Source organism: Paenibacillus sp. GCM10023250 (assembly GCF_042653205.1).
Classification (GTDB): Bacteria; Bacillota; Bacilli; order Paenibacillales; family Paenibacillaceae; genus Paenibacillus_Z.
Genome location: NZ_JBHSHY010000069.1, coordinates 1 through 17,908 on the forward strand (window position 1 = coordinate 1; position 17,908 = coordinate 17,908).

Annotated in this window: 20 protein-coding genes and 1 riboswitch; of the genes, 15 read left to right on the forward strand and 5 right to left on the reverse strand. The window is 66.4% G+C overall.

The window, feature by feature from the left end; translation table 11 throughout:
* The first annotated feature begins 255 nt into the window (after positions 1-255).
* Positions 256-828, forward strand: coding sequence for a GNAT family N-acetyltransferase (locus ACFPB1_RS26625; RefSeq protein ID WP_379229223.1), 573 nt, complete (start codon positions 256-258; stop codon positions 826-828).
* A 152-nt stretch (positions 829-980) separates the two neighbouring features.
* Here ACFPB1_RS26625 and ACFPB1_RS26630 read toward each other — a convergent pair whose 3' ends face one another.
* A complete protein-coding gene (locus ACFPB1_RS26630; protein WP_379229224.1) occupies positions 981-2,537 on the reverse strand; it encodes a stalk domain-containing protein in 1,557 nt (518 codons plus the stop codon).
* A gap of 254 nt (positions 2,538-2,791) precedes the next feature.
* On the opposite strand from ACFPB1_RS26630, the gene ACFPB1_RS26635 reads away from it, so the two are divergent.
* The 3 genes from ACFPB1_RS26635 to ACFPB1_RS26645 all read left to right on the forward strand — a co-directional run bounded on the left by ACFPB1_RS26635 (position 2,792) and on the right by ACFPB1_RS26645 (position 5,121).
* Positions 2,792-3,829, forward strand: coding sequence for a Gfo/Idh/MocA family protein (locus ACFPB1_RS26635; protein WP_379229225.1), 1,038 nt, complete (start codon positions 2,792-2,794; stop codon positions 3,827-3,829).
* 2 nt (positions 3,830-3,831) lie between these two features.
* Positions 3,832-4,605 (forward strand): sugar phosphate isomerase/epimerase family protein, encoded by a 774-nt coding sequence (locus tag ACFPB1_RS26640; RefSeq protein WP_379229226.1) that lies wholly within the window; start codon positions 3,832-3,834, stop codon positions 4,603-4,605.
* 147 nt (positions 4,606-4,752) lie between these two features.
* A complete protein-coding gene (locus ACFPB1_RS26645; protein WP_379229227.1) occupies positions 4,753-5,121 on the forward strand; it encodes a DUF4180 domain-containing protein in 369 nt (122 codons plus the stop codon).
* 106 nt (positions 5,122-5,227) lie between these two features.
* Here ACFPB1_RS26645 and ACFPB1_RS26650 read toward each other — a convergent pair whose 3' ends face one another.
* Positions 5,228-5,965, reverse strand: a complete 738-nt coding sequence (locus ACFPB1_RS26650) for a Gmad2 immunoglobulin-like domain-containing protein (RefSeq protein ID WP_379229228.1) — start codon at positions 5,963-5,965, stop codon at positions 5,228-5,230.
* 151 nt (positions 5,966-6,116) lie between these two features.
* Between ACFPB1_RS26650 and ACFPB1_RS26655 the strand changes: the two genes are divergently transcribed.
* The 4 genes from ACFPB1_RS26655 to ACFPB1_RS26670 all read left to right on the forward strand — a co-directional run bounded on the left by ACFPB1_RS26655 (position 6,117) and on the right by ACFPB1_RS26670 (position 8,676).
* Positions 6,117-6,641 (forward strand): hypothetical protein, encoded by a 525-nt coding sequence (locus tag ACFPB1_RS26655; protein WP_379229229.1) that lies wholly within the window; start codon positions 6,117-6,119, stop codon positions 6,639-6,641.
* A gap of 86 nt (positions 6,642-6,727) precedes the next feature.
* Positions 6,728-7,468 (forward strand): WecB/TagA/CpsF family glycosyltransferase, encoded by a 741-nt coding sequence (locus ACFPB1_RS26660; RefSeq protein WP_379229231.1) that lies wholly within the window; start codon positions 6,728-6,730, stop codon positions 7,466-7,468.
* 399 nt (positions 7,469-7,867) lie between these two features.
* Positions 7,868-8,260 (forward strand): DUF4183 domain-containing protein, encoded by a 393-nt coding sequence (locus ACFPB1_RS26665; protein WP_379229233.1) that lies wholly within the window; start codon positions 7,868-7,870, stop codon positions 8,258-8,260.
* A gap of 77 nt (positions 8,261-8,337) precedes the next feature.
* A complete protein-coding gene (locus ACFPB1_RS26670) occupies positions 8,338-8,676 on the forward strand; it encodes a DUF4183 domain-containing protein (protein ID WP_379229235.1) in 339 nt (112 codons plus the stop codon).
* A gap of 187 nt (positions 8,677-8,863) precedes the next feature.
* Here the strand turns inward: ACFPB1_RS26670 and ACFPB1_RS26675 are convergent, their stop codons facing one another.
* Both ACFPB1_RS26675 and ACFPB1_RS26680 read right to left on the reverse strand, forming a co-directional pair.
* Complete coding sequence (locus ACFPB1_RS26675; RefSeq protein ID WP_379229246.1) at positions 8,864-9,370, reverse strand: ferritin; 507 nt, start codon at positions 9,368-9,370, stop codon at positions 8,864-8,866.
* Positions 9,371-9,485: 115 nt separating this feature from the next.
* Entirely contained in the window at positions 9,486-9,710 is a 225-nt protein-coding gene (locus ACFPB1_RS26680; protein ID WP_379229236.1) for a DUF1450 domain-containing protein, read from the reverse strand.
* Between the two features lie 180 nt (positions 9,711-9,890).
* Between ACFPB1_RS26680 and ACFPB1_RS26685 the strand changes: the two genes are divergently transcribed.
* From ACFPB1_RS26685 to ACFPB1_RS26695, 3 genes are all read left to right on the forward strand, one after another.
* Positions 9,891-10,100, forward strand: coding sequence for a YwbE family protein (locus ACFPB1_RS26685; protein WP_379229237.1), 210 nt, complete (start codon positions 9,891-9,893; stop codon positions 10,098-10,100).
* 217 nt (positions 10,101-10,317) lie between these two features.
* On the forward strand, positions 10,318-10,821 hold the full coding sequence (locus ACFPB1_RS26690; protein WP_379229238.1) for a CcdC family protein: 504 nt from the start codon (positions 10,318-10,320) through the stop codon (positions 10,819-10,821).
* An 81-nt stretch (positions 10,822-10,902) separates the two neighbouring features.
* The gene (locus ACFPB1_RS26695) at positions 10,903-11,379 is read left to right on the forward strand and encodes a MarR family winged helix-turn-helix transcriptional regulator (protein ID WP_379229239.1); all 477 of its coding nucleotides are present in this window, start codon (positions 10,903-10,905) and stop codon (positions 11,377-11,379) included.
* Between the two features lie 142 nt (positions 11,380-11,521).
* On the opposite strand, the gene ACFPB1_RS26700 is transcribed toward ACFPB1_RS26695, so the two are convergent.
* Positions 11,522-12,055 (reverse strand): YceI family protein, encoded by a 534-nt coding sequence (locus tag ACFPB1_RS26700; protein ID WP_379229240.1) that lies wholly within the window; start codon positions 12,053-12,055, stop codon positions 11,522-11,524.
* A gap of 153 nt (positions 12,056-12,208) precedes the next feature.
* Positions 12,209-12,313: riboswitch (TPP riboswitch) on the forward strand.
* Positions 12,314-12,633: 320 nt separating this feature from the next.
* Here ACFPB1_RS26700 and thiC point away from each other — a divergent pair.
* From thiC to thiO, 4 genes are all read left to right on the forward strand, one after another.
* Complete coding sequence (gene thiC, locus ACFPB1_RS26705; protein WP_379229241.1) at positions 12,634-14,397, forward strand: phosphomethylpyrimidine synthase ThiC; 1,764 nt, start codon at positions 12,634-12,636, stop codon at positions 14,395-14,397.
* Positions 14,398-14,491: 94 nt separating this feature from the next.
* Positions 14,492-15,355, forward strand: coding sequence for a thiamine phosphate synthase (gene thiE, locus ACFPB1_RS26710; protein ID WP_379229242.1), 864 nt, complete (start codon positions 14,492-14,494; stop codon positions 15,353-15,355).
* Between the two features lie 5 nt (positions 15,356-15,360).
* Entirely contained in the window at positions 15,361-16,212 is an 852-nt protein-coding gene (locus tag ACFPB1_RS26715; protein ID WP_379229243.1) for a thiazole synthase, read from the forward strand.
* Entirely contained in the window at positions 16,209-17,414 is a 1,206-nt protein-coding gene (gene thiO, locus ACFPB1_RS26720) for a glycine oxidase ThiO (protein WP_379229245.1), read from the forward strand. Before ACFPB1_RS26715 ends, thiO begins: the two co-directional genes overlap by 4 nt.
* Positions 17,415-17,908: the final 494 nt, after the last annotated feature.

The window sequence follows — 17,908 nt, forward strand, 5'->3', positions numbered from 1 at the left end:
GGCGCGCCGCCGTTCCCCGGCGGCGGCGACAAGAGCCCCGGCGGCGGGCGCCCCGCCTCCGGCGGCCGTTCGGGCGGCCGCCCGGGCGGCAAGCCGAGCGCCGGCGGGCGCACCCAGCGCGGCCGTACGCGGTAGGCAGAGGCAAGGACAAGGCAAGGCAGCGGCGTACGGCCTCCTGCCTTGCCTTTTTTCACGCCCGGGACGAGCCGGGCGCGGGTTCGGGTGGTCAGGCCAAAATCGAAAGGAGCATCGGATATGCGCAATGACGATATTCGGAACGCCGAGGCGGCGGCTTCCGGCGGAGGAGACGTGCGTCTCGTGAAGCCGGCGGTCGAGCTGCGGGCGGCGTACATGGACTTTTACCGGGAATGGATCGACAGCGGGGAGGATATCGTGCCTTGGGTCGTGGAGCGGGACCCGTCGGATTTCGAGGCGTATGTCCGGTTTCTGCTGGAGGCGTCGGAGGAAGCGCGGGTGGAGGAAGGCTGGGTGCCGCATTCGACCTACTGGCTGCAGGACGGGGACGGCCGCATCGTCGGCGCCGCCAACATCCGGCATCGGCTGAACCGCAAGCTGGCGGAGAGCGGCGGGCACATCGGGTACGGCGTTGCGCCGTCGCAGCGGCGGAAGGGCTATGCCAAAGCGATGCTCGCCCAGGCGCTGACAGTCACGGACCGGCTCGGGCTCGAAGAGGTGCTCGTCATTTGCGACCGCGGCAACGTCGGATCCGAGCGCACGATTCTCGCGAACGGCGGCCGGTTCGATTCCGAGTTCACCGAAGCGCACGGCAACGTCGTGCGGCGGTTCTGGATTCGCCGCGAGCCGTGAATCGTTCCGGCCGGCGGGCCGATCCGTTCGGCGCACGGCGGCAGATCGCGCCGGCACCGGGCGGGAAATAAGCGCCTTGCCTGAACGCGAAGAGGCCCGCGGACACAGCGTCCGCGGGCCTCTTCGCTATGCGCTCCTGCCGCCGACCGCGCTTAATCCACGTCCGTGATGCGCCACGCGCCGTCCTCCTGCATCAGCACGATGGCGGCGCTGCCGGTCCGGTCGCCGCGCGGGTCGAACAGGCAGCCGAACGTCACGTCGGCGAGCAGCGCGCCGCTCGGCCGGTTCTGGAACTTCACGGCGCGGATGCCCGTGATGAGCCGCTGCCCAATGGCGGCGAAGTCCGGCGCGGGCAGGACGTCCTTCGCGAACAGCTTCTCGAGCGCCGCGCCGTCCCGGGCGTTCAGCGCCTCGACGTAGCTGTTCAGCAGCTTCGCGGCGGCGAGCTTCCGCGGGTCGCCCGCGTACGCGCTTTCCTCGAGCAGCGCCGGCTTGAAGGTCAGCAGCGCGCCGTTCACGCCCGGCGTCCAGGTCAGGCCAAGCCCGAGGGCGTCCGCCGTCGCGCGCAGCGGCAGGTAGACGCTGCCCTTCACGAGGGCGGGCTTGGCATCGGCGCCGGTCAGCCGCTTGCCGTTGACCCAGATCGACAGCTCGCCGGCGCCGCTCGGGTTGACCGCCGGCGGCTTCGGCTGCGAGGCGATCATCGCCGCCTTATGCGCCGCGTCCCACTTCACGCGCCAGCCGAACGCCTCCGCCAGTGCCCGCATCGGCAGCAGCATGGCACCGTCCGAGACGACCGGCGCGAGCGCCGTCCGCCCGGTGGGCACGCCGTTGATCGCGAGCTGGGGGCCGGCGGGGGCGGCGACGCGCACGGGGAACGACGGATTGCCGGCGTCGGTGACGAGATCGAGGCTGTATTCGCCCGGCAGAACCGGCTTGAAGGTGCCGTCGATCGTCTCGCCGTAGGCCGGCATCGTGAACGTCAGCGCATAGCGGGCCTCGCTCATCGGTCCAGAATAGACGAGCAGCGCCCGTTTGGATGGGAAATACGTCCCCTTCGCCGTCGTATAGCCGCCGGAGGAGCCGGGTGTCTCGACGAACACGTTGACAATGCCGGACTGCCCGAACCCGTCGCTGCCTCGGATCGTGAGCGTTTCGCCGATGACGGGCTCCAGCGTGCTGATCGTCGTGCGGGGCGGCAGCGCCATCAGCGTCGCGAGATCGTCCATCGCTGCGTCGTCCGCCGCCAGATAGACGTCGGGCCCGTAGTAGAGCAGCACATGCTGCCGGTCCTTGAATTCGAGCGACAGATCCGTCTTCCCGGCCAGGTCGAGGTCTGCGCCGACGGCGAAGAAATGCTCGTCGCCCTCCAGCCGTTCTTTCGTTGGCTCCGCCTTGCCGATCAGGCGGTTGACGACCGCGGCGGTCTTGGTGATGGCGTCACGATCCGCCGCGCGGGAGCCGAACAGCGGCAGGTAGCGCTGGTCGGCCTGGCGAAAATGCACCGCCGCGACGTCGCTCGCCGCGATGCCGCCGGCGGGCAGCGCCGACGCGGGCGGCATGGCCGGCACCGCCGTGACGTCCCTGTCCGCGTCCACGGCGCTCTGCGTCGCCGCGGCGTCCGCGACCGCCGCCGGGCCGGCCGGCGCCGCGGCCCCGAAGGCCAGCAGGACGGCCAAAGCCGCCGTCCGTAGTCGATTGAAGCTCACGCGATACCCTCCCTAGGTCTCTCATCCCTTTATGTCATTAGACTACATTCTCGGTCATGAACTTACATCCTGCCGGCATGAAAGATCTTTAATTTTGGCGGTTATTGGGGAATGCCGGGAGATGCCGCGCTTGCCGCTTTCCAACGGTCCTAAAATCGCGTCCGCCCGCCCGCTAATTCTCGTACGATTGTCTATCCCCGCTCCGCGCGCGCTTGTGGTAGGCTAAGGCTATCCGGGCGAAGGAGGCACTGATCGTGGACAAGTATCGCATTGCATTCATCGGCTGCGGCAACCGGGCGAAGCGCCATGCCGAGGCGCTACGGGCGGACGCCCGCTGCCGGGTGGTCGCCGTGTCGGATCTGAATCCGGAGGCGGCGGAGTCGTTCAGGGCGGCGTTCGAATTCGGGGAAGCCGCCGTCTATACGGATTACGAGGCCATGCTGGCCGCGGAGAAGCCAAACATCGTCATCTCGTGCCTGTGGACGCCGCAGCATCTGCCGATGTTCCGGGCATGCGCGGCGGCGGGCGTCCGGGCCGTGCATTCCGAGAAGCCGATGGCGCCGACATGGGGCGACTGCCTGGAAATGGCGCGGCTCGCCGAGACGTCGGGCTGCCAGCTGACGTTCTGCCACCAGCGCCGCTTCGCGGCGGGGAACCGGCTCGTCCGGGAGTGGCTGAAGGATGGGCGGTTCGGCAAGCTGCTGCGGATGGATCTCTATTCGCCGCCGAATCTGTTGGATTGCGGAACGCACACATTCGACCAGGCGCTCAGCTTCAACGAGGAATCCGGCGTCAAATGGGTGCTCGGCGCGGTGGACGGCACGAACCCGCTCAATTGGTTCAGTGTGCGCGCGGAAAGCATGGCGGTCGGCACGCTCGTCTTCGCGAACGGCGTCCGCGCGGCCCTGCAGACCGGCGGTCCGGACCAGGACATGCACACCGGCGTCCGGCTGATCGGTACCGAAGGCTTCGTCGAGGTGGATTGGGACGGCCGCGTTGCCGAAGCGCGGATCTATGACGATCCGTCATGGAAGCCCGAGGTGCCGGAAGCCGACGAAGCCGCCCAAATGATCGGGGTCATCGACGACGTCGTCTCGAGCCTCGAAGCGGGCCGCGAGCCCGAACTGTCGTACCGCAAGGCGCTCCGCGCGAGCGAGATCATCTATGCGTTCTACGAATCGGTCCGGCGCCATGCGCGGGTAGAGCTGCCGCTCGCGGGCGTGACCGACAATCCGTTTATCCAATTATTGGACGCCGGCCATTTCGGACTGGCGGCCGAACAAGGAGCGTGACCATGAAGATGGGAAATCCGAAGCTGGGTCTGATCGGCATCATTCACGAGGAAACGAAGGCCGATTTTTGGGGTGCGATGAGCAAGGCGGCCGAGATCGGCTACCAGGGCATCGAGGGCGTGGAGCCCTATCTGCTGCAGGGCGACGCCGCAAGCAATGTTAAGCGCTTCCATTCGTTAGGTCTGCAGGCCGTCACGGTCAGCGCGAGCCGGGAGTCGCTGCGCGAGGAGCTGGACCGGCTCGTCGCAAGCGCGGCGACGGTCGAGGCGTCCCACGTCACCGTCTGGTGGGGGACGTGCGAGTCCAAGGATCAGCTGCTGCGCGACGCGGAGCTGTATAACCGGGCGGGCGCCCGGCTGGCGGCGGAGGGCGTCAAGCTCTGCTACCACAACCACGCGCACGAGTTCCGGACGTCGTTTAACGGCGTGAACGCGATGGATATCTTGGTCGAATACACCGATCCGAAGGCGGTCTTCTTCGAAATGGACATCGCCTGGATCACGATGGGCGGCGCCGATCCGGTTCAGGTGCTGCACAAGATGGCCGGCCGCGTCCCCGCCATCCACGTGAAGGACGTCACGACAGCCGAAGCGCCGGATCAATGGACCGCCGTCGGCACGGGCATCGTTCGGATCGCGCCGTCCATTCTGAAGGCCCGCGAGATCGGCGTGAACTGGATGGTCGTCGAGCAGGACCGGCTGCGCAACCTGTCGCCGATCGAGACGATCACGGCAAGCTACTTGAATTTGAAGGAAGCGGGACTGCTCGGCGATTGACGCCGCGCTTCGCGCGGAGCCTGTCCGGCAGGCAGGGTCCCGTATTTTATACGGAGCGGCTTTCGCTCGCCGCGCCTTCGGGCTATGATGGAATCAGCCGGCCCTCGGGCAGGCGCATAATCGAATTCAAGGAAGGCGGTGCGGCGCATGAACATGACGATCGATCAGCGCGGGGAGTCCCGGGTGGCGGTCATCGAAGGCGACGGCGTCGTCATCGGCAGCGTGCAAGAGGCGCTCGATCTGATGGCCGATGCGAGTTATAACGGGGACGCGCACAAGCTGCTACTCGACAAGGCGAACGTCGCGGAGGAGTTCTTCGAGCTGCGGACGAAGCTGGCGGGAGACATCCTGCAGAAGTTCACGAACTACGGCGTCAAGCTCGCCATCGTCGGCGATTTCGGCGGCTACGGGAGCAAGAGCTTGCGGGACTTCATCTACGAGTGCAATCAGGGAAAACGGTTTTTTTTCCTGGCCGACCGGGCGGAGGCGCTGAACGCGCTTCATGCCGCCGATTAATGGCGGCGTCTGCGCGCGGCGGGATAGATAGGACGAAGGCGGCTGCCGTTCCGGCAGCCGCCTTCGTTTGGTTATTTGCCCGGAGCCGCCGTCTCCCGCCCGCGCCTTATTCGCCCCCAAGCCGCAAAATGTCCTTGTCGAACGTATAAGCGATGTGCAGCTCATGCACGTGCGAGCCGTCCTTGGCGCTCGCTTCGTAGAGGGTCAGCACGCCCGTCGGGCTGGACGGCGGCTCCTGGAGCGCGATGTCGAGTTCGAATTCGCCCCAGGCGGGAGCGCCTGCGTCCGCCATCGCATGGCCTTCCGCGAGCACGTTGTGGCCGTCCTCGAAGGAGTAGCCGAAGGCCGCCTCGAAGACGCGCGCCTGCCCCTTCACCTTGAACGACTTGCCGACGACGCTGTCCGGCGCGGGGCCGTAGACGCGGAACGCCTCGTTGCTCGCGACGATCTTCGCCTTCTCGCCCTCCGGCTTAGCCGTGCCGTCCCCGGACTTCGCGTTGTGATCCGTGCCCGGCGTCGAACCGCCGTTTCCGTTCGTTCCGCCATTCGCGATCGTCCCGTTACCGCCGCCCTCGGCGGATGGATCGGACGGCGGGGAAGGCGCGATCTTCCCGCCGTCCCCGATATCGTTGGGGCTCACGGAGCCCGCGTCCTGCCCGTTCGCTGCGCCGTTGCCGCCGTTATCGCCGGAGCCGGAGCCGGCCGGGCCCCCTTGCTCGGCCGCCGGCGGTTTGCCGGGCGCCTCGGCGACGTTGTCCGGCTTGCCGGAGCAGCCCGCAAGCAGCGCCAGCGTCAGCGTCAGCGCGATCGCGCCGGACGCCGCCGTTCGCATTCGTTTCGTCATCCCAGTCACCTGCTTTCCTATAGCCGGCCTATCGCCGGTCATAAAATTTCGCTGCGGCAGGCGAACGAGGTTGCCTGCGCTCTTGCCTTTAGTATACGCTTGAAAAAAAGGCTTGAATCACCAAAAGGGCCAAGAGGAGGAAGCGCGCGACATGTTCGAATGGAGCCGGCTGCTTCGGTTTAACCGGTATTTGGGCCAGAACGGGCGGAACGAGATCGACTACCAATGGCCGACGTCCAAGTTCCCGGTCATCAGCATCCGCACGAGCGCGGGCCGGGGCAAGCCGAAGGTCGCCTTCGGCCTCGTGGCGCTCGGCGATATCGCGATCGGCCTCGTCGCCGGCGGCGCGGTCGCGGTCGGCATCGTCGGATTCGGCGCTGTCGCTCTCGGCGCGATGCTCGGGCTCGGCGCGGTCGCGCTCTCGGGCGGCCTCGCCGCCGGCGCGGCGGCGATCGGCGATCTCGCCCTCGGGGCGGTGGCGATCGGCCAATCCGCGCTCGGGGCCGTCGCGATTGGCGAGAACGCGCTCGGGGCGGTCGCCATCGGCCAGCACGTGATCGGCGCGGTGGCGATCGGCGAGCGCGTCTACGGCCTGGTCGCGATCGGCGAGCACGGCTTCGGCCTCGTGCCGATCGTCGGCGATTTCTTCCGCTGGATCGGCGGGCTGTTCGATTAGCCCGGCGGGGCGGTTTTCTTTCGCCGGCATGGGCCCTGTGCTACAATAAGGGACAGCATGAGTGAGGAAGAGGAAGGTGTGGAAGCATGGACAGCGTCAATATTTTAGGCGTGCCCTTCTCGAAAATGACGCTTACGGACACGGTGAAGCTGATTCAGGCCAAGCTGGCGGCGGATACGCGCGCGGAGGCGAAGCCGTTCCATCTCATTACGGCCAATCCCGAGATCGTGATGGCGGCGAAGGGGCAGCCGGAGCTGCGGCGGATCGTCGACGAGGCCGACCTCATCACGCCGGACGGCATCGGCGTCGTGCTTGCGGCGAAATGGCAGGGGACGCACATCCCTGAGCGCGTGACGGGCTACGATATGCTGATTCGGCTGCTGGAGGGCGCGGCGGCGAGGGGATTCTCGCTCTACGTCCTGGGCGCGGACGAGGAGACGAACGCGATGGCCGCCGATATCATCCAGGCGAAGTATCCCGGCGTGGAGATCGCCGGCCGGCATAACGGCTTCTTCAAGGGCGACCAGGAGAACGAGATCGTGGCCGACATCGGACGGAAACGGCCGGATCTGCTGATCGTGGCGCTCGGCGCGCCGAATGCCGAGAAATGGATCTACAAGCATAAGAGCCGCTTGAACGCGAAGGTCGCGTTCGGCGTGGGCGGCAGCCTCGACGTCATCGCGGGCAAGGTGAAGCGCGCGCCCGTCATCTGGCAGAAGCTGAACGTCGAATGGCTGTACCGGCTGCTGAAGCAGCCGTCGCGCTGGCGCCGCCAGCTGGTGCTGCCGAAATTCGCGCTCACCATTCTGACGACGCGCCGCCGCTGACGGTTGCGGGACGAACGCGGATAGGGGAAGCCCGCCGCCGCGGCGGGAGGAGACGCCTTCGAAACCAGGGAACGCCCCGGTTCGGAGGCGTTTTTGCCATCCCTAAAATATGGGTGGCATTCTAGCACCGAATCGGTTCAATGATCTAGGTCAGCCGCTAGATTATCGACATAACCTATGAAGACGCGACGCGCGTGCCGTCCCGGCAGGAGACGAGATCGATGAGAGGAGGTGCCGGAGTTGGCCTGCTCCATTGCGCCTAGACGCAAAAAAAAGCTGCCGGACCGTACGAAGCGCTGCAAACGGACCTGCTGCCGCAAGATCGCAAAGAAGCGCAGGACATGCGGAAGCAAAAAACCAGCCAGACCGGCGAGGCGAACGTCGCGCAGGCCCGCGGCATTGCCCCAAGGCGCCCGGGGACCTCAAGGGGTCCCGGGGGCGCGGGGGCTACCGGGCGTCGCGGGAGCGGGCGGCGTTGCGGCCATCCGCGTCATTCCCGACATCCGGCGGTATTTCTACATCGCCCCCGCGGAAATCGGCTTCGCGGAGGCGGTGGCGTTCCCGGCCGCCGGCTTCGTCAACGACGCGGGGGAGCCTGTGCTGTCGTTCGCGGATTTCGGCCAGTCAGGCTACTACAATTTGTATCTGAACGGCGTCGTCCAGCAAGGACTGGCGTACGAGGCTGCGCCGGACGGACTGACGATTTACGCGACCGGCCAAACGATCGCGGCGGGGACGCCGATCATACTGGAGGCGATAGGCTTCCGAGCGGAGCCGGCGACGAATATTTGATGCATGTGAATCAGGCTATTCGCTCTTCCAGTTGGGAAGACGACTGCATTTAATAGAGTTAGAGGAGGTGATTTCCGATGCCAACCCAGCTATTCAATATCGTGACGCCTAGCGTGCAGGCAAGCGTGGAAACCTTTTTCTTCCAACAGCCGGCGCTTACGAGCGTAACGACCTTCACGGTGACGGGAGCTCAATTCGCCGACGACGCCGGTGATTCGCCCTCTACGATTCCGGACGTATCGCCGAGCGGCTACTATAACTTCTTCATCAACGGGGTGCTGCAGCAAAGAACGACGTACGTCGTCACGCCCGGAACGGGAGCGGCGGGTACCGTGGTTTTCACGTCCGACACGGCCTTCAGCCTGCTCGATGACACGCCGGTCGTCCTCGAAGCGGTATCCTTGACCGCGGGTTAATCCAGGGATGACGGGGATCGGTATTCGCTCGTACGGCTGAAGTACAGGCCGCGTCTGCGGGCCGGTCCGAAGAATCGGTTCCTCGTAACGGGAAGAGCCCTCTGCTTAAGTGCAAGCAAAGGGCTCTTCTCGTTGCTGAGGATGACAGATCCGGAACCATCTCGCCTCGCAGCTTGGACAAGCCGCGTTACGCGTTCGCCGGCGGGGTGAAGGTCCGCGCCGCGAACTCGGCGTCGAGCATGAAGAAGGCGTTGCTGTCCTTGTCGATGCGCTTCAGCTTGTTGATGATGCTGTCGAACATCGCTTCCTCCTCGACCTGCTCGTCGATGAACCATTTCAGGAACTGAATCGTCGCATGCTCGCGGTCGTTCAGGGCGAGGTCGGACAGGTGGTAGATGCGCTTGGTGACTTCCAGCTCATGCTGGTAGGCGTGCTCGAACGCCTCGAGAATGGAGCTGTACTCGTTGTTCGGCGTGTCCATGCCGTTCAGCGTGACGCGCTTGCCGCGGTCGTTGAGGTACTTGTACATTTTCATGGCATGGAAACGTTCTTCCTCGGCCTGCACGATAAAGAAGTTCGCGAAGCCGTCCAGGCTCTCCCCGGAACAATAGGCGGCGATCGCCATATACACGTGGGCGGAATAAAACTCGAAGTTCAGTTGTTCGTTCAACGCTTCGCTGAGCGTGTCGTTCATCATCGGCTACGCCTCGCTTTCCAATTAGGATCGTATGTAAACGCAAAAGAGAAGAAGGCCGGCGAATGTTGTCGATTCGGCGCTTCTTCTCTTATCGTACCACACGATGCCATAGTTAGCCTATCCGATGCTTCAGCTTCGCATACAGGGCGTCCGCGGATGGGGCGACGACCACCTCGGTCTTGCCGATCAGGACCATGCACTGCTTGGCGCACAGCTTGCAGTTGCCGAGGCAGTCCTTCTTCTTCTGCTTCAAATCGGGAAATTCCTGCTTCAGCGATTTGAACACGGTCTTGGAGCCGTGCTTGAAATTGCGGCAGCAGTATTTGATTTTCTTCATGCGTCCGGAACCTGCCTCTCCGCGGCCAGCGCGCTGTGCCGGTCTGCTTTTTCACCTATAATGATAGTAATTCTCATTCTCACTGTCAACGAAAATGTCGAAGGGCCTGTTCCTTTACTTCGCCTGCCCGCTGGATTATGATGGGGAACAGAAAACCGACGAGAAGGAGCGCTGCCCCGCATGAGCACAAACGGACAACTGCGCGCGAACATCCGGCCGGGCCTCACGGTCGATATCGTATTGAAGAAGGACCAGCCGACCGGGCGCCTGACCCGCGGCGTGGTTAAGGATATTTTGACAAATTCGCCGAATCATCCCCACGGCATCAAGGTCCGCCTGCAGAGCGGCGACGTGGGCCGGGTCAAGGCGATCGTCCCCGAGGGAGGCTGAACCGATGATAGCGCCTCGCGGACGCGGACAAGCCGGTCCGCAAGCCGGCCGCGAATATCCGCGCCGACGCGCCCGTCCGAGCCGAAGCGGGGCGTCTCTGCGGGAATGGCGGCGTTTGCAACAACGGCGCAAAATAGGTAGGATAGATGGAGAGACGGCTGCTTCGCCAGAACCGTCGAACCGACCGCGGAGCTTGCCGCAAAGGAGTGCGCTCTAGATGAGCTTTCATCCGAATTCGTTTTCATTCGGCCACGCCGCATCGATCGTCGTGACGCTGCTCTCCGGCGTGGCGGTCATGTTCCTGCGGCTGCGTGCCAGCAACCGGCCGACGAACATGCGGAAAATCATCATCCCGCCGCTCGGCATGTCCACCGGCTTCCTGATGTTCATCGTGCCCGAGACGCATGTGCCGTGGACGTGGGCGCTGATCGCCTTCGCCGCGGGCGCGACCGTGTTCGCCTATCCGCTGATCCGCACGTCCAAGCTGGAGCGGGTCGGCGGCGAGATCGTCCTGAAGCGGTCCAAAATGTTCATCTTCATCCTGCTCGGCCTGCTTATCGTCCGCCTGCTGGCGCACGACGCGGTGGAGTCGAAGGTGTCGATTCCGCAGACGGGCGCCTTGTTCTTCGTGCTGGCGTTCGGCATGATCGCCGTCTGGCGCATCGCGATGCTCAGGGCCTTCATGAAGCTGCAGCGCGGAGCAGGCAAGGAAATCAGTTGACAGCCCTCGGGTCAGCTGATATTCTAACCATATGAATTGTATGCAATTTAATTGCATTGACATAGATTGGAGAGACGAACCATGGACAAGAGCGCGATGCTCGAGCTGGACAATCAGCTCTGTTTTGCCCTCTATTCCTGCGCGCGCGAGGTGACGAAGCTGTACCGTCCCTTCCTCGACGAGCTCGGCCTGACGTATACGCAATACGTCACCCTGCTGGCGCTGTGGGAGAAGGACGAAGTGCCCGTGAAGGAGCTCGGCCGGCGGCTGTACCTGGATTCCGGAACGCTGACGCCGCTGCTCAAGAAGCTCGAGGCGATGGGACTGCTGCGCCGGGAGCGGGACCTGCAGGACGAGCGCAGCGTCATCGTCCGGCTGACCGCGGACGGACGGGCGCTCAAGGAGCGGGCGACGGACATCCCGGAGCGCGTCTTCTGCCAGACGAGCCTGACCCCGGACGGCATCGTCGCGCTGCGCGAGCAGCTGCGCAAGCTGACGGCCGAGGTGCATGCGCAGACCGACCGCTCCCCCGGCGCGACTGAAGGATTGCAAGGATAGTTGTTCTCGGATTCGCGCATAGAGAAGGACCGCACACAAACAGCGGCCGCCCCGTTACCTGCGGGGCGGCCGCTGTTTGTGTATCTGCTAATTCGGACGGGACGTCCTTGCTCTGCGCGGGCGGCAAGGACAACACGCAATATCAGCCCGCCTTGGCGGCTTCGAGCTCGATGGCGACCTTCACTTCGTCGCCGATCAGCACGCCGCCGGTTTCGAGGACCGCGTTGTACGTCAGGCCGAAGCTGCTGCGGCTGATCGCGCCTTGCGCGCTGAAGCCGACCTTCTCGTTGCCCCACGGATCCTTGCCGCTGCCCTCGTACGTCACGCTGAACGTGGCCGGACGGGTCAAGCCGCGGAGGGTGAGGCTGCCGGTCACGTCGTATTCGCCCTCGCCCGTCTTCGCGATGGAGGTCGACTGGAACGTCATCGTGGGATAGTGTTCGATATCGAAGAAATCGCCCGTGCGCAGGTGGTTGTCGCGGTCCGCGTTGCGCGTGTCGATGCTGGCGAGCGTCACGTCGAACCGGATATTCGCCGTCGTCAGATCGTCCGGATCCGCTTCGATCTCGGCGCTGAACTCGTGGAAGGTGCCTTTCACTTTCGCGATCATCATGTGCTTGATCGTAAAATCTACGCTGCTGTGCGTCGCGTCGACAAGCCATTTGGAAGTGGGCATGGGCAAAACCTCCGGATAATTAATAACATAAAGTAATGAACTTAATATTTTATAGTTAGTATATAGGCAGATAGTGGAAATTGTCAATCCTTTTTCTTCCTGGCGGCATTCGATGCGTTGACAACTTTTCCCTCGAGGGGTATAGTCTTGTCAGGAATCCACTAGGGGCGCCCGCACGGGCTGAGATAAGGCAGATGCCTTGGTCCCTTCGAACCTGATCTGGGTCATGCCAGCGTAGGAAAGTGGGAAATGTACGTGCGACTTCGAATCGGCCGTACGGCGCGGGAGGCGATCATGCCCTGCCGTCCGAAGCCGATTCCGTCCGCCGTCTGCGCGTGCCGCAGGCGGCGGGCAGACGACCGCGACATGAACCGCTCCTTCGCCGGAGCGGTTTTTTTGCGCTTGCGCCATTCGTCGGCCGCAAGCCGTGCTCAGGCAAGTTGCGGCGAAGCGTCTCGCTTGGCGGCTCTCGCTGCCGCGCGGCACGGTCCCGTTCGCGCGCGCGCGCCTCCCGTTCCTTCGCCCGGCCTCCTGGTGCGTTTCCGCCGAGATGGACGACTATGAGGAGGAGATGCGAAATGACGATTATGACGACGCCGCTGCCGGGGAGCCGCAAAGTATATGTGGAAGGGAGCCGTCCCGACATCCGCGTGCCGATGCGCGAGATCGGCCTGACGCAGACGGAAGCCAGGAACGGTGATATACGGGATAATGAGCCGGTCGCCGTGTACGATACGAGCGGACCTTATACCGACGAAGCGTACGAGACGGACTTTAGACGGGGGTTGCCAGCGCTGCGCGGCGGCTGGATCGCGGAGCGGGGCGATACGGAGGCGTACGAGGGACGGACGGTCGCGCCGCTCGATAACGGCTTTCACAGCGAGGGGGCCGCTTCGGCTCGGGGCGCGGAGACGTTCCCGGGCTTGACGCGGCGGCCGCTGCGGGCGCGGGAGGGCCGGAACGTGACGCAGCTGCATTACGCGCGGCGCGGCATCGTGACGCCCGAGATGGAATACATCGCGATCCGCGAGGGCATGACGCCGGAGTTCGTGCGCAGCGAGGTGGCCGCCGGGCGGGCGATCATTCCCGCCAACGTCAACCATCCCGAGAGCGAGCCGATGATCATCGGGCGCGCCTTTCACGTGAAGATCAACGCGAACATCGGCAACTCCGCCGTCGCGTCGTCGATCGAGGAAGAGGTCGAGAAGATGACGTGGGCGACGCGCTGGGGCGCCGACACGATCATGGACCTGTCTACCGGCAAAAACATCCATACGACGCGCGAATGGATCGTCCGCAATTCGCCGGTGCCGGTCGGCACGGTGCCGATCTACCAAGCGCTCGAGAAGGTGGACGGCAAGGCGGAGGACCTGACGTGGGAGGTGTTCCGGGACACGCTGATCGAGCAGGCGGAGCAGGGCGTGGACTATTTCACGATTCACGCGGGCGTGCTGCTCCGCTACATTCCGCTCACGGCGAAGCGCGTCACGGGCATCGTGTCGCGCGGCGGCTCGATCCTGGCGGCGTGGTGCCTGGCGCATCACCGGGAGAATTTCCTGTACACGCATTTCGAGGAAATCTGCGAGATTATGAAACGGTACGACGTGGCGTTCTCGCTCGGGGACGGCCTGCGTCCGGGCTCCATCGCCGACGCCAACGACGAGGCGCAGTTCGCGGAGCTGGAGACGCTCGGCGAGCTGACGCGGATCGCGTGGAAGCACGACGTGCAGGTCATGATCGAAGGGCCGGGCCACGTGCCGATGCACCTGATCAAGGAGAACATGGACCGCCAGCTCGAGGTGTGCCAAGAAGCGCCGTTCTATACGCTCGGGCCGCTGACGACGGACATCGCGCCGGGCTACGACCACATCACGTCGGCGATCGGGGCCGCGATGATCGGCTGGTTCGGGACGGCGATGCTCTGCTACGTGACCCCGAAGGAGCATCTGGGTCTGCCGAACCGGGAGGACGTGAAGGACGGCGTCATCACATACAAGATCGCCGCCCACGCCGCCGACCTCGCCAAAGGCCATCCGCGGGCGCGGCTGCGCGACGACGCGTTGTCGAAGGCGCGGTTCGAGTTCCGCTGGAAGGATCAGTTCCACCTGTCGCTCGACCCCGAGCGGGCGATGGCGTACCACGACGAGACGCTGCCGGCGGAGGCGGCGAAGTCGGCGCATTTCTGCTCCATGTGCGGGCCGAAGTTCTGCAGCATGCGGATCACGCAGGACATCCGCGATTACGCGGAGGCGAACGGGCTGGAGTCGCGCGAGGCGATCGAGGCCGGCATGAAGGAGCAGGCGAGCGCGTTCCGTTCGGGCGGCGGGTCGATCTATTCGTAGGCGGACGGCGGTTTCCGCGGAAGCCGCGGCCTGGCGGCGCCCGGCGGGAGGCGCCTCCGGGTAACGGGGCGTTACAAGCGAGAGGAGAAGAAGCATGGAGAAACGAAACTGGCGGGATTTCAAGCTCTACGCCATCACGGCGGCGAATTACCATCCCGGGCGAAGCGTGCTGGAGGTCATGGAGCAGGCGATCCTCGGCGGCGCGGACATCGTGCAGCTGCGGGCGAAGGACGCCTCGAAGGAGGCGCTGCTGCGGGACGCCCGGGCGCTGCGCGAGCTGACGGCCCGGTACGGCGTGCCGTTCATCGTCAACGACCATATCGACGTCGCGCTCGAGGCCGGCGCGGACGGGGCGCATTTCGGGCAGGACGACCTGCCGCTCGCGGAGGCGAGGCGGATCCTGGGGCCGGACGCCATCATCGGCATCTCGACGCACAGCCTGGAGCAGGCGCTGGCGGCGGAGCGCGGCGGCGCCGACTATATCGGCGTCGGCCCCGTCTTCCCGACGGGCACGAAGCCGGGCCGGGCGGCGGTCACGACCTCGTACGTACGCGAAGCGGCGGCGCACGTGTCGATTCCGTGGGTCGCCATCGGCGGCATTACGCTCGCGAACGCGGACGAGGTGCTCGCCGCCGGCGCGACGCGGCTCTGCGCGGTGTCCGCGATCGTCGGCGACGCGCGTCCCGCGGACGTCTGCCGGGCGTTCCGGGCGCGGATCGACGCGGCCGAGCGGGGCGGGGCGGGCGGCGCTCCGGCATCCATCGCGGTCGTCGTGAACGGGCGCCGCGAGGAGACGGCCGCGCGGACGGTCGCGGAGCTCGTGGAGGCGCTCGGCCTGGCGGGCAAGAGCCTCGTCGTCGAGCTGAACGGCGTCATCGTCGCCCGCGAAGCGTGGGCGAGCGCCGCGCTGGCGGACGGCGCGGCAGTGGAACTGGTGCATTTCGTAGGAGGAGGATGAAGCGGATGGCGGAGACGGAAGGAATGGTATACGGCGCGGGGGACGAGGATCTGCTCGCGATCGGAGGCCGGAGCCTGCGTTCGCGGTTCTTCCTCGGCACGGGGCGGTTCCCGAGCCCGGCGGTGTTCCGCATGGCGCTGGAGGCGTCGGCGGCGGAGGTCGTGACGTTCGCGGTGCGCCGCGTCAATCTGGATTACGCGGAGGACGACGCGATTCTGCAGCATATGGACGGGAGCGGCTACGTCTATCTCCCGAATACGTCGGGCGCGGGCAACGCCGACGAGGCGGTGCGGATCGCCAAGCTGGCGCGCGCGGCGGGGCTCAGCGACTGGATCAAGGTCGAGATCAGCGCCAATCCGCGCACGCTGCTGCCGGATCCGATCGAGACGCTGCGGGCGACGGAGCGGCTCGTGCGCGAGGGCTTCGTCGTACTGCCGTACACGTCGGACGATCCGATTCTGTGCAAGCGGCTCGAGGAGGCCGGCGCCGCGGCCGTCATGCCGGGCGGAGCGCCGATCGGCACGGGGCTCGGCCTGCTGAACCCGTACAACCTCGGCCTGATCATCGAGGAGGCCGGGGTGCCGGTCATCGTGGACGCCGGCATCGGCGCCGCGGCCGACGTCGTGCAGGCGATGGAGCTGGGCGCCGCCGGCATTCTGGCGAATACGCCGGTCGCCAAGGCGCAGGACCCGGTCGGCATGGCGCGGGCCATGCGCCTGGCCGTGGAAGCGGGCCGGCTGGCGTATCTGTCCGGCCGGATCCCGAAGCGCCGCTACGCCTCGGCCAGCAGCGAGGCGGAGGGCGTGTCGCCGCTGCCGGCGAACGCCGCCGCCGGCACGCGGGACGACCGCGGATGAGCCGGCGCGTCGTCGTGCTCGGCGGCGGCATCGTCGGCCTCGCCTGCGCGTTCGAGGCCGCGCTGGCGGGCGACGCCGTCACGGTCGTGGAGCCGGGCCGCGCCGGCGGCCAGGCGTCGGGCGCCGCGGCCGGCATGCTGGCGCCGTACACCGAGAACCCGGAGCAGCCGGACGCGTTCTTCCGGCTGTGCCTGGACAGCCTGCGCCGCTATCCCGAATGGGTGCGCCGGATCGAAGCCGTGTCCGGCCTGTCCGCGGAGCTGACCGCCTCCGGCAGCCTGACGGTCGCGCTGCACGAGGCGGACCTGCAGCCGCTGCAGGCGCGGCTCGCATGGCAGCGCCGCTACGGGGCCGAAGCGGCGCTCGTGGGCCCCGAGCGGCTGCGCGAGCTGGAGCCGCGGCTGACCGGGGCTGCTGTCGGCGCGCTGCATTGCCCCGGCGAGGCGCATGTGCACGCGCCGAAGCTGGTCGCCGCGCTCGAGGCGGCCTGCCGCCGGCTCGGCGTGCGCCTCTTGGAGCACGCCGGGCGCATCGCGCCGCCGCGGATCGCCGGCGGCCGCCTCGAGCCCGCCGTGGAGACGGCGGCGTACGGGCGGATCGCCGGCGACGCGCTCGTGGTCTGCGCCGGCGCCTGGGCGAACGCGTACGCCGAAGCGTGCGGCTTCCCGATCCCGGTGCATCCGATCCGGGGGCAGATCTGCGCCTTCGAGCTGGCCGGCGCGGGCGGGAGCGCCCCGGCTGAGGGCACGCAATGGGGCGGCGGCGGTTCCGCCGCGGAATCCGTACGGCATATGGTGTTCTCTAGCCAGGCGTACTGGGTGCAAAAGCAGGACGGCCGGCTCGTCTGCGGCGCCTCCGAGGACGCGGCGGGCTACGACGCCTCCGTCACGGAGCGCGGCATCGCCCGGCTGACCCGCTGGACGCCGCGGGTGTTCCCGTTCCTCGCCGGGCGCGCGCCCGCGATGACGTGGGCGGGGCTGCGGCCGGCCACGGTCGACGGGCGGCCGCTCATCGGTGCCGTCCCCGGCAGCCCGGACGCGCTGATCGCCGCCGGCCATTACCGCAACGGCATCCTGCTCGCGCCGGCGACCGCCGCGCTGATCGGCGGCCTGCTGCAGGGCCGGCCGCCGGAGCCCGAAGCGGCGGCGAGCTTCGCGCCGGAGCGGTTCGCGCGCGGCGCCGTCCGCTCGTCCCGCGGCTGAAGGGCCGCAGCCGGCGAGGGGCTCCGCCCCGCCATGTTCCTATGGCGGCGGCGGAGCCCTCGTCCATTGTTCGGCCGCCGGTGCCCGTCGCCGCAATGCCCGCGATGAGCCTCGTAAGCGTTCAAGCCGCCGGCCGGCCGCCGGGCAATTATAACGCCGCGCGCCATGCGGGACGCGTGCGCCAAGCGCTTACCGCGCGCCGCGTGCCGTATGTCGCGCGCCGCATCCCGCGTACCGCATGCCGCGTAACGCGTACCGCGTACCGCATCCCGCGTAACGCGTAACGCGTACCGCGCGCCGCATGCCGCGTACCGCATCCCGTATGCGGACATGACGAAAAGCCCCTTCGTGTTGAAGGGGCTTTTCCGCGTGTACGCCCAGCATGGGCGTCATCTCTAGGGTGAAAGTCCCGAACGGGGGCTGGCGAACGCCTACCGTTAGCCAAAAGCAAGGGTGTCCGCCGCGAGGCGGAATCTGAAGGAAGCTTACGGCAA

Bases quoted from the DNA above. Each gene is read 5' to 3' on its own strand.
- ACFPB1_RS26625 (WP_379229223.1), top strand. From the start codon at position 256: ATGCGCAATGACGATATTCGGAACGCCGAGGCGGCGGCTTCCGGCGGA.
- ACFPB1_RS26640 (WP_379229226.1), top strand. From the start codon at position 3,832: ATGAAGATGGGAAATCCGAAGCTGGGTCTGATCGGCATCATTCACGAG.
- ACFPB1_RS26645 (WP_379229227.1), top strand. From the start codon at position 4,753: ATGAACATGACGATCGATCAGCGCGGGGAGTCCCGGGTGGCGGTCATC.
- ACFPB1_RS26650 (WP_379229228.1), bottom strand. From the start codon at position 5,965: ATGACGAAACGAATGCGAACGGCGGCGTCCGGCGCGATCGCGCTGACG.
- ACFPB1_RS26655 (WP_379229229.1), top strand. From the start codon at position 6,117: ATGTTCGAATGGAGCCGGCTGCTTCGGTTTAACCGGTATTTGGGCCAG.
- ACFPB1_RS26660 (WP_379229231.1), top strand. From the start codon at position 6,728: ATGGACAGCGTCAATATTTTAGGCGTGCCCTTCTCGAAAATGACGCTT.
- ACFPB1_RS26670 (WP_379229235.1), top strand. From the start codon at position 8,338: ATGCCAACCCAGCTATTCAATATCGTGACGCCTAGCGTGCAGGCAAGC.
- ACFPB1_RS26675 (WP_379229246.1), bottom strand. From the start codon at position 9,370: ATGAACGACACGCTCAGCGAAGCGTTGAACGAACAACTGAACTTCGAG.
- ACFPB1_RS26680 (WP_379229236.1), bottom strand. From the start codon at position 9,710: ATGAAGAAAATCAAATACTGCTGCCGCAATTTCAAGCACGGCTCCAAG.
- ACFPB1_RS26685 (WP_379229237.1), top strand. From the start codon at position 9,891: ATGAGCACAAACGGACAACTGCGCGCGAACATCCGGCCGGGCCTCACG.
- ACFPB1_RS26690 (WP_379229238.1), top strand. From the start codon at position 10,318: ATGAGCTTTCATCCGAATTCGTTTTCATTCGGCCACGCCGCATCGATC.
- ACFPB1_RS26695 (WP_379229239.1), top strand. From the start codon at position 10,903: ATGGACAAGAGCGCGATGCTCGAGCTGGACAATCAGCTCTGTTTTGCC.
- ACFPB1_RS26700 (WP_379229240.1), bottom strand. From the start codon at position 12,055: ATGCCCACTTCCAAATGGCTTGTCGACGCGACGCACAGCAGCGTAGAT.
- thiC (WP_379229241.1), top strand. From the start codon at position 12,634: ATGACGATTATGACGACGCCGCTGCCGGGGAGCCGCAAAGTATATGTG.
- thiE (WP_379229242.1), top strand. From the start codon at position 14,492: ATGGAGAAACGAAACTGGCGGGATTTCAAGCTCTACGCCATCACGGCG.
- ACFPB1_RS26715 (WP_379229243.1), top strand. From the start codon at position 15,361: ATGGCGGAGACGGAAGGAATGGTATACGGCGCGGGGGACGAGGATCTG.
- thiO (WP_379229245.1), top strand. From the start codon at position 16,209: ATGAGCCGGCGCGTCGTCGTGCTCGGCGGCGGCATCGTCGGCCTCGCC.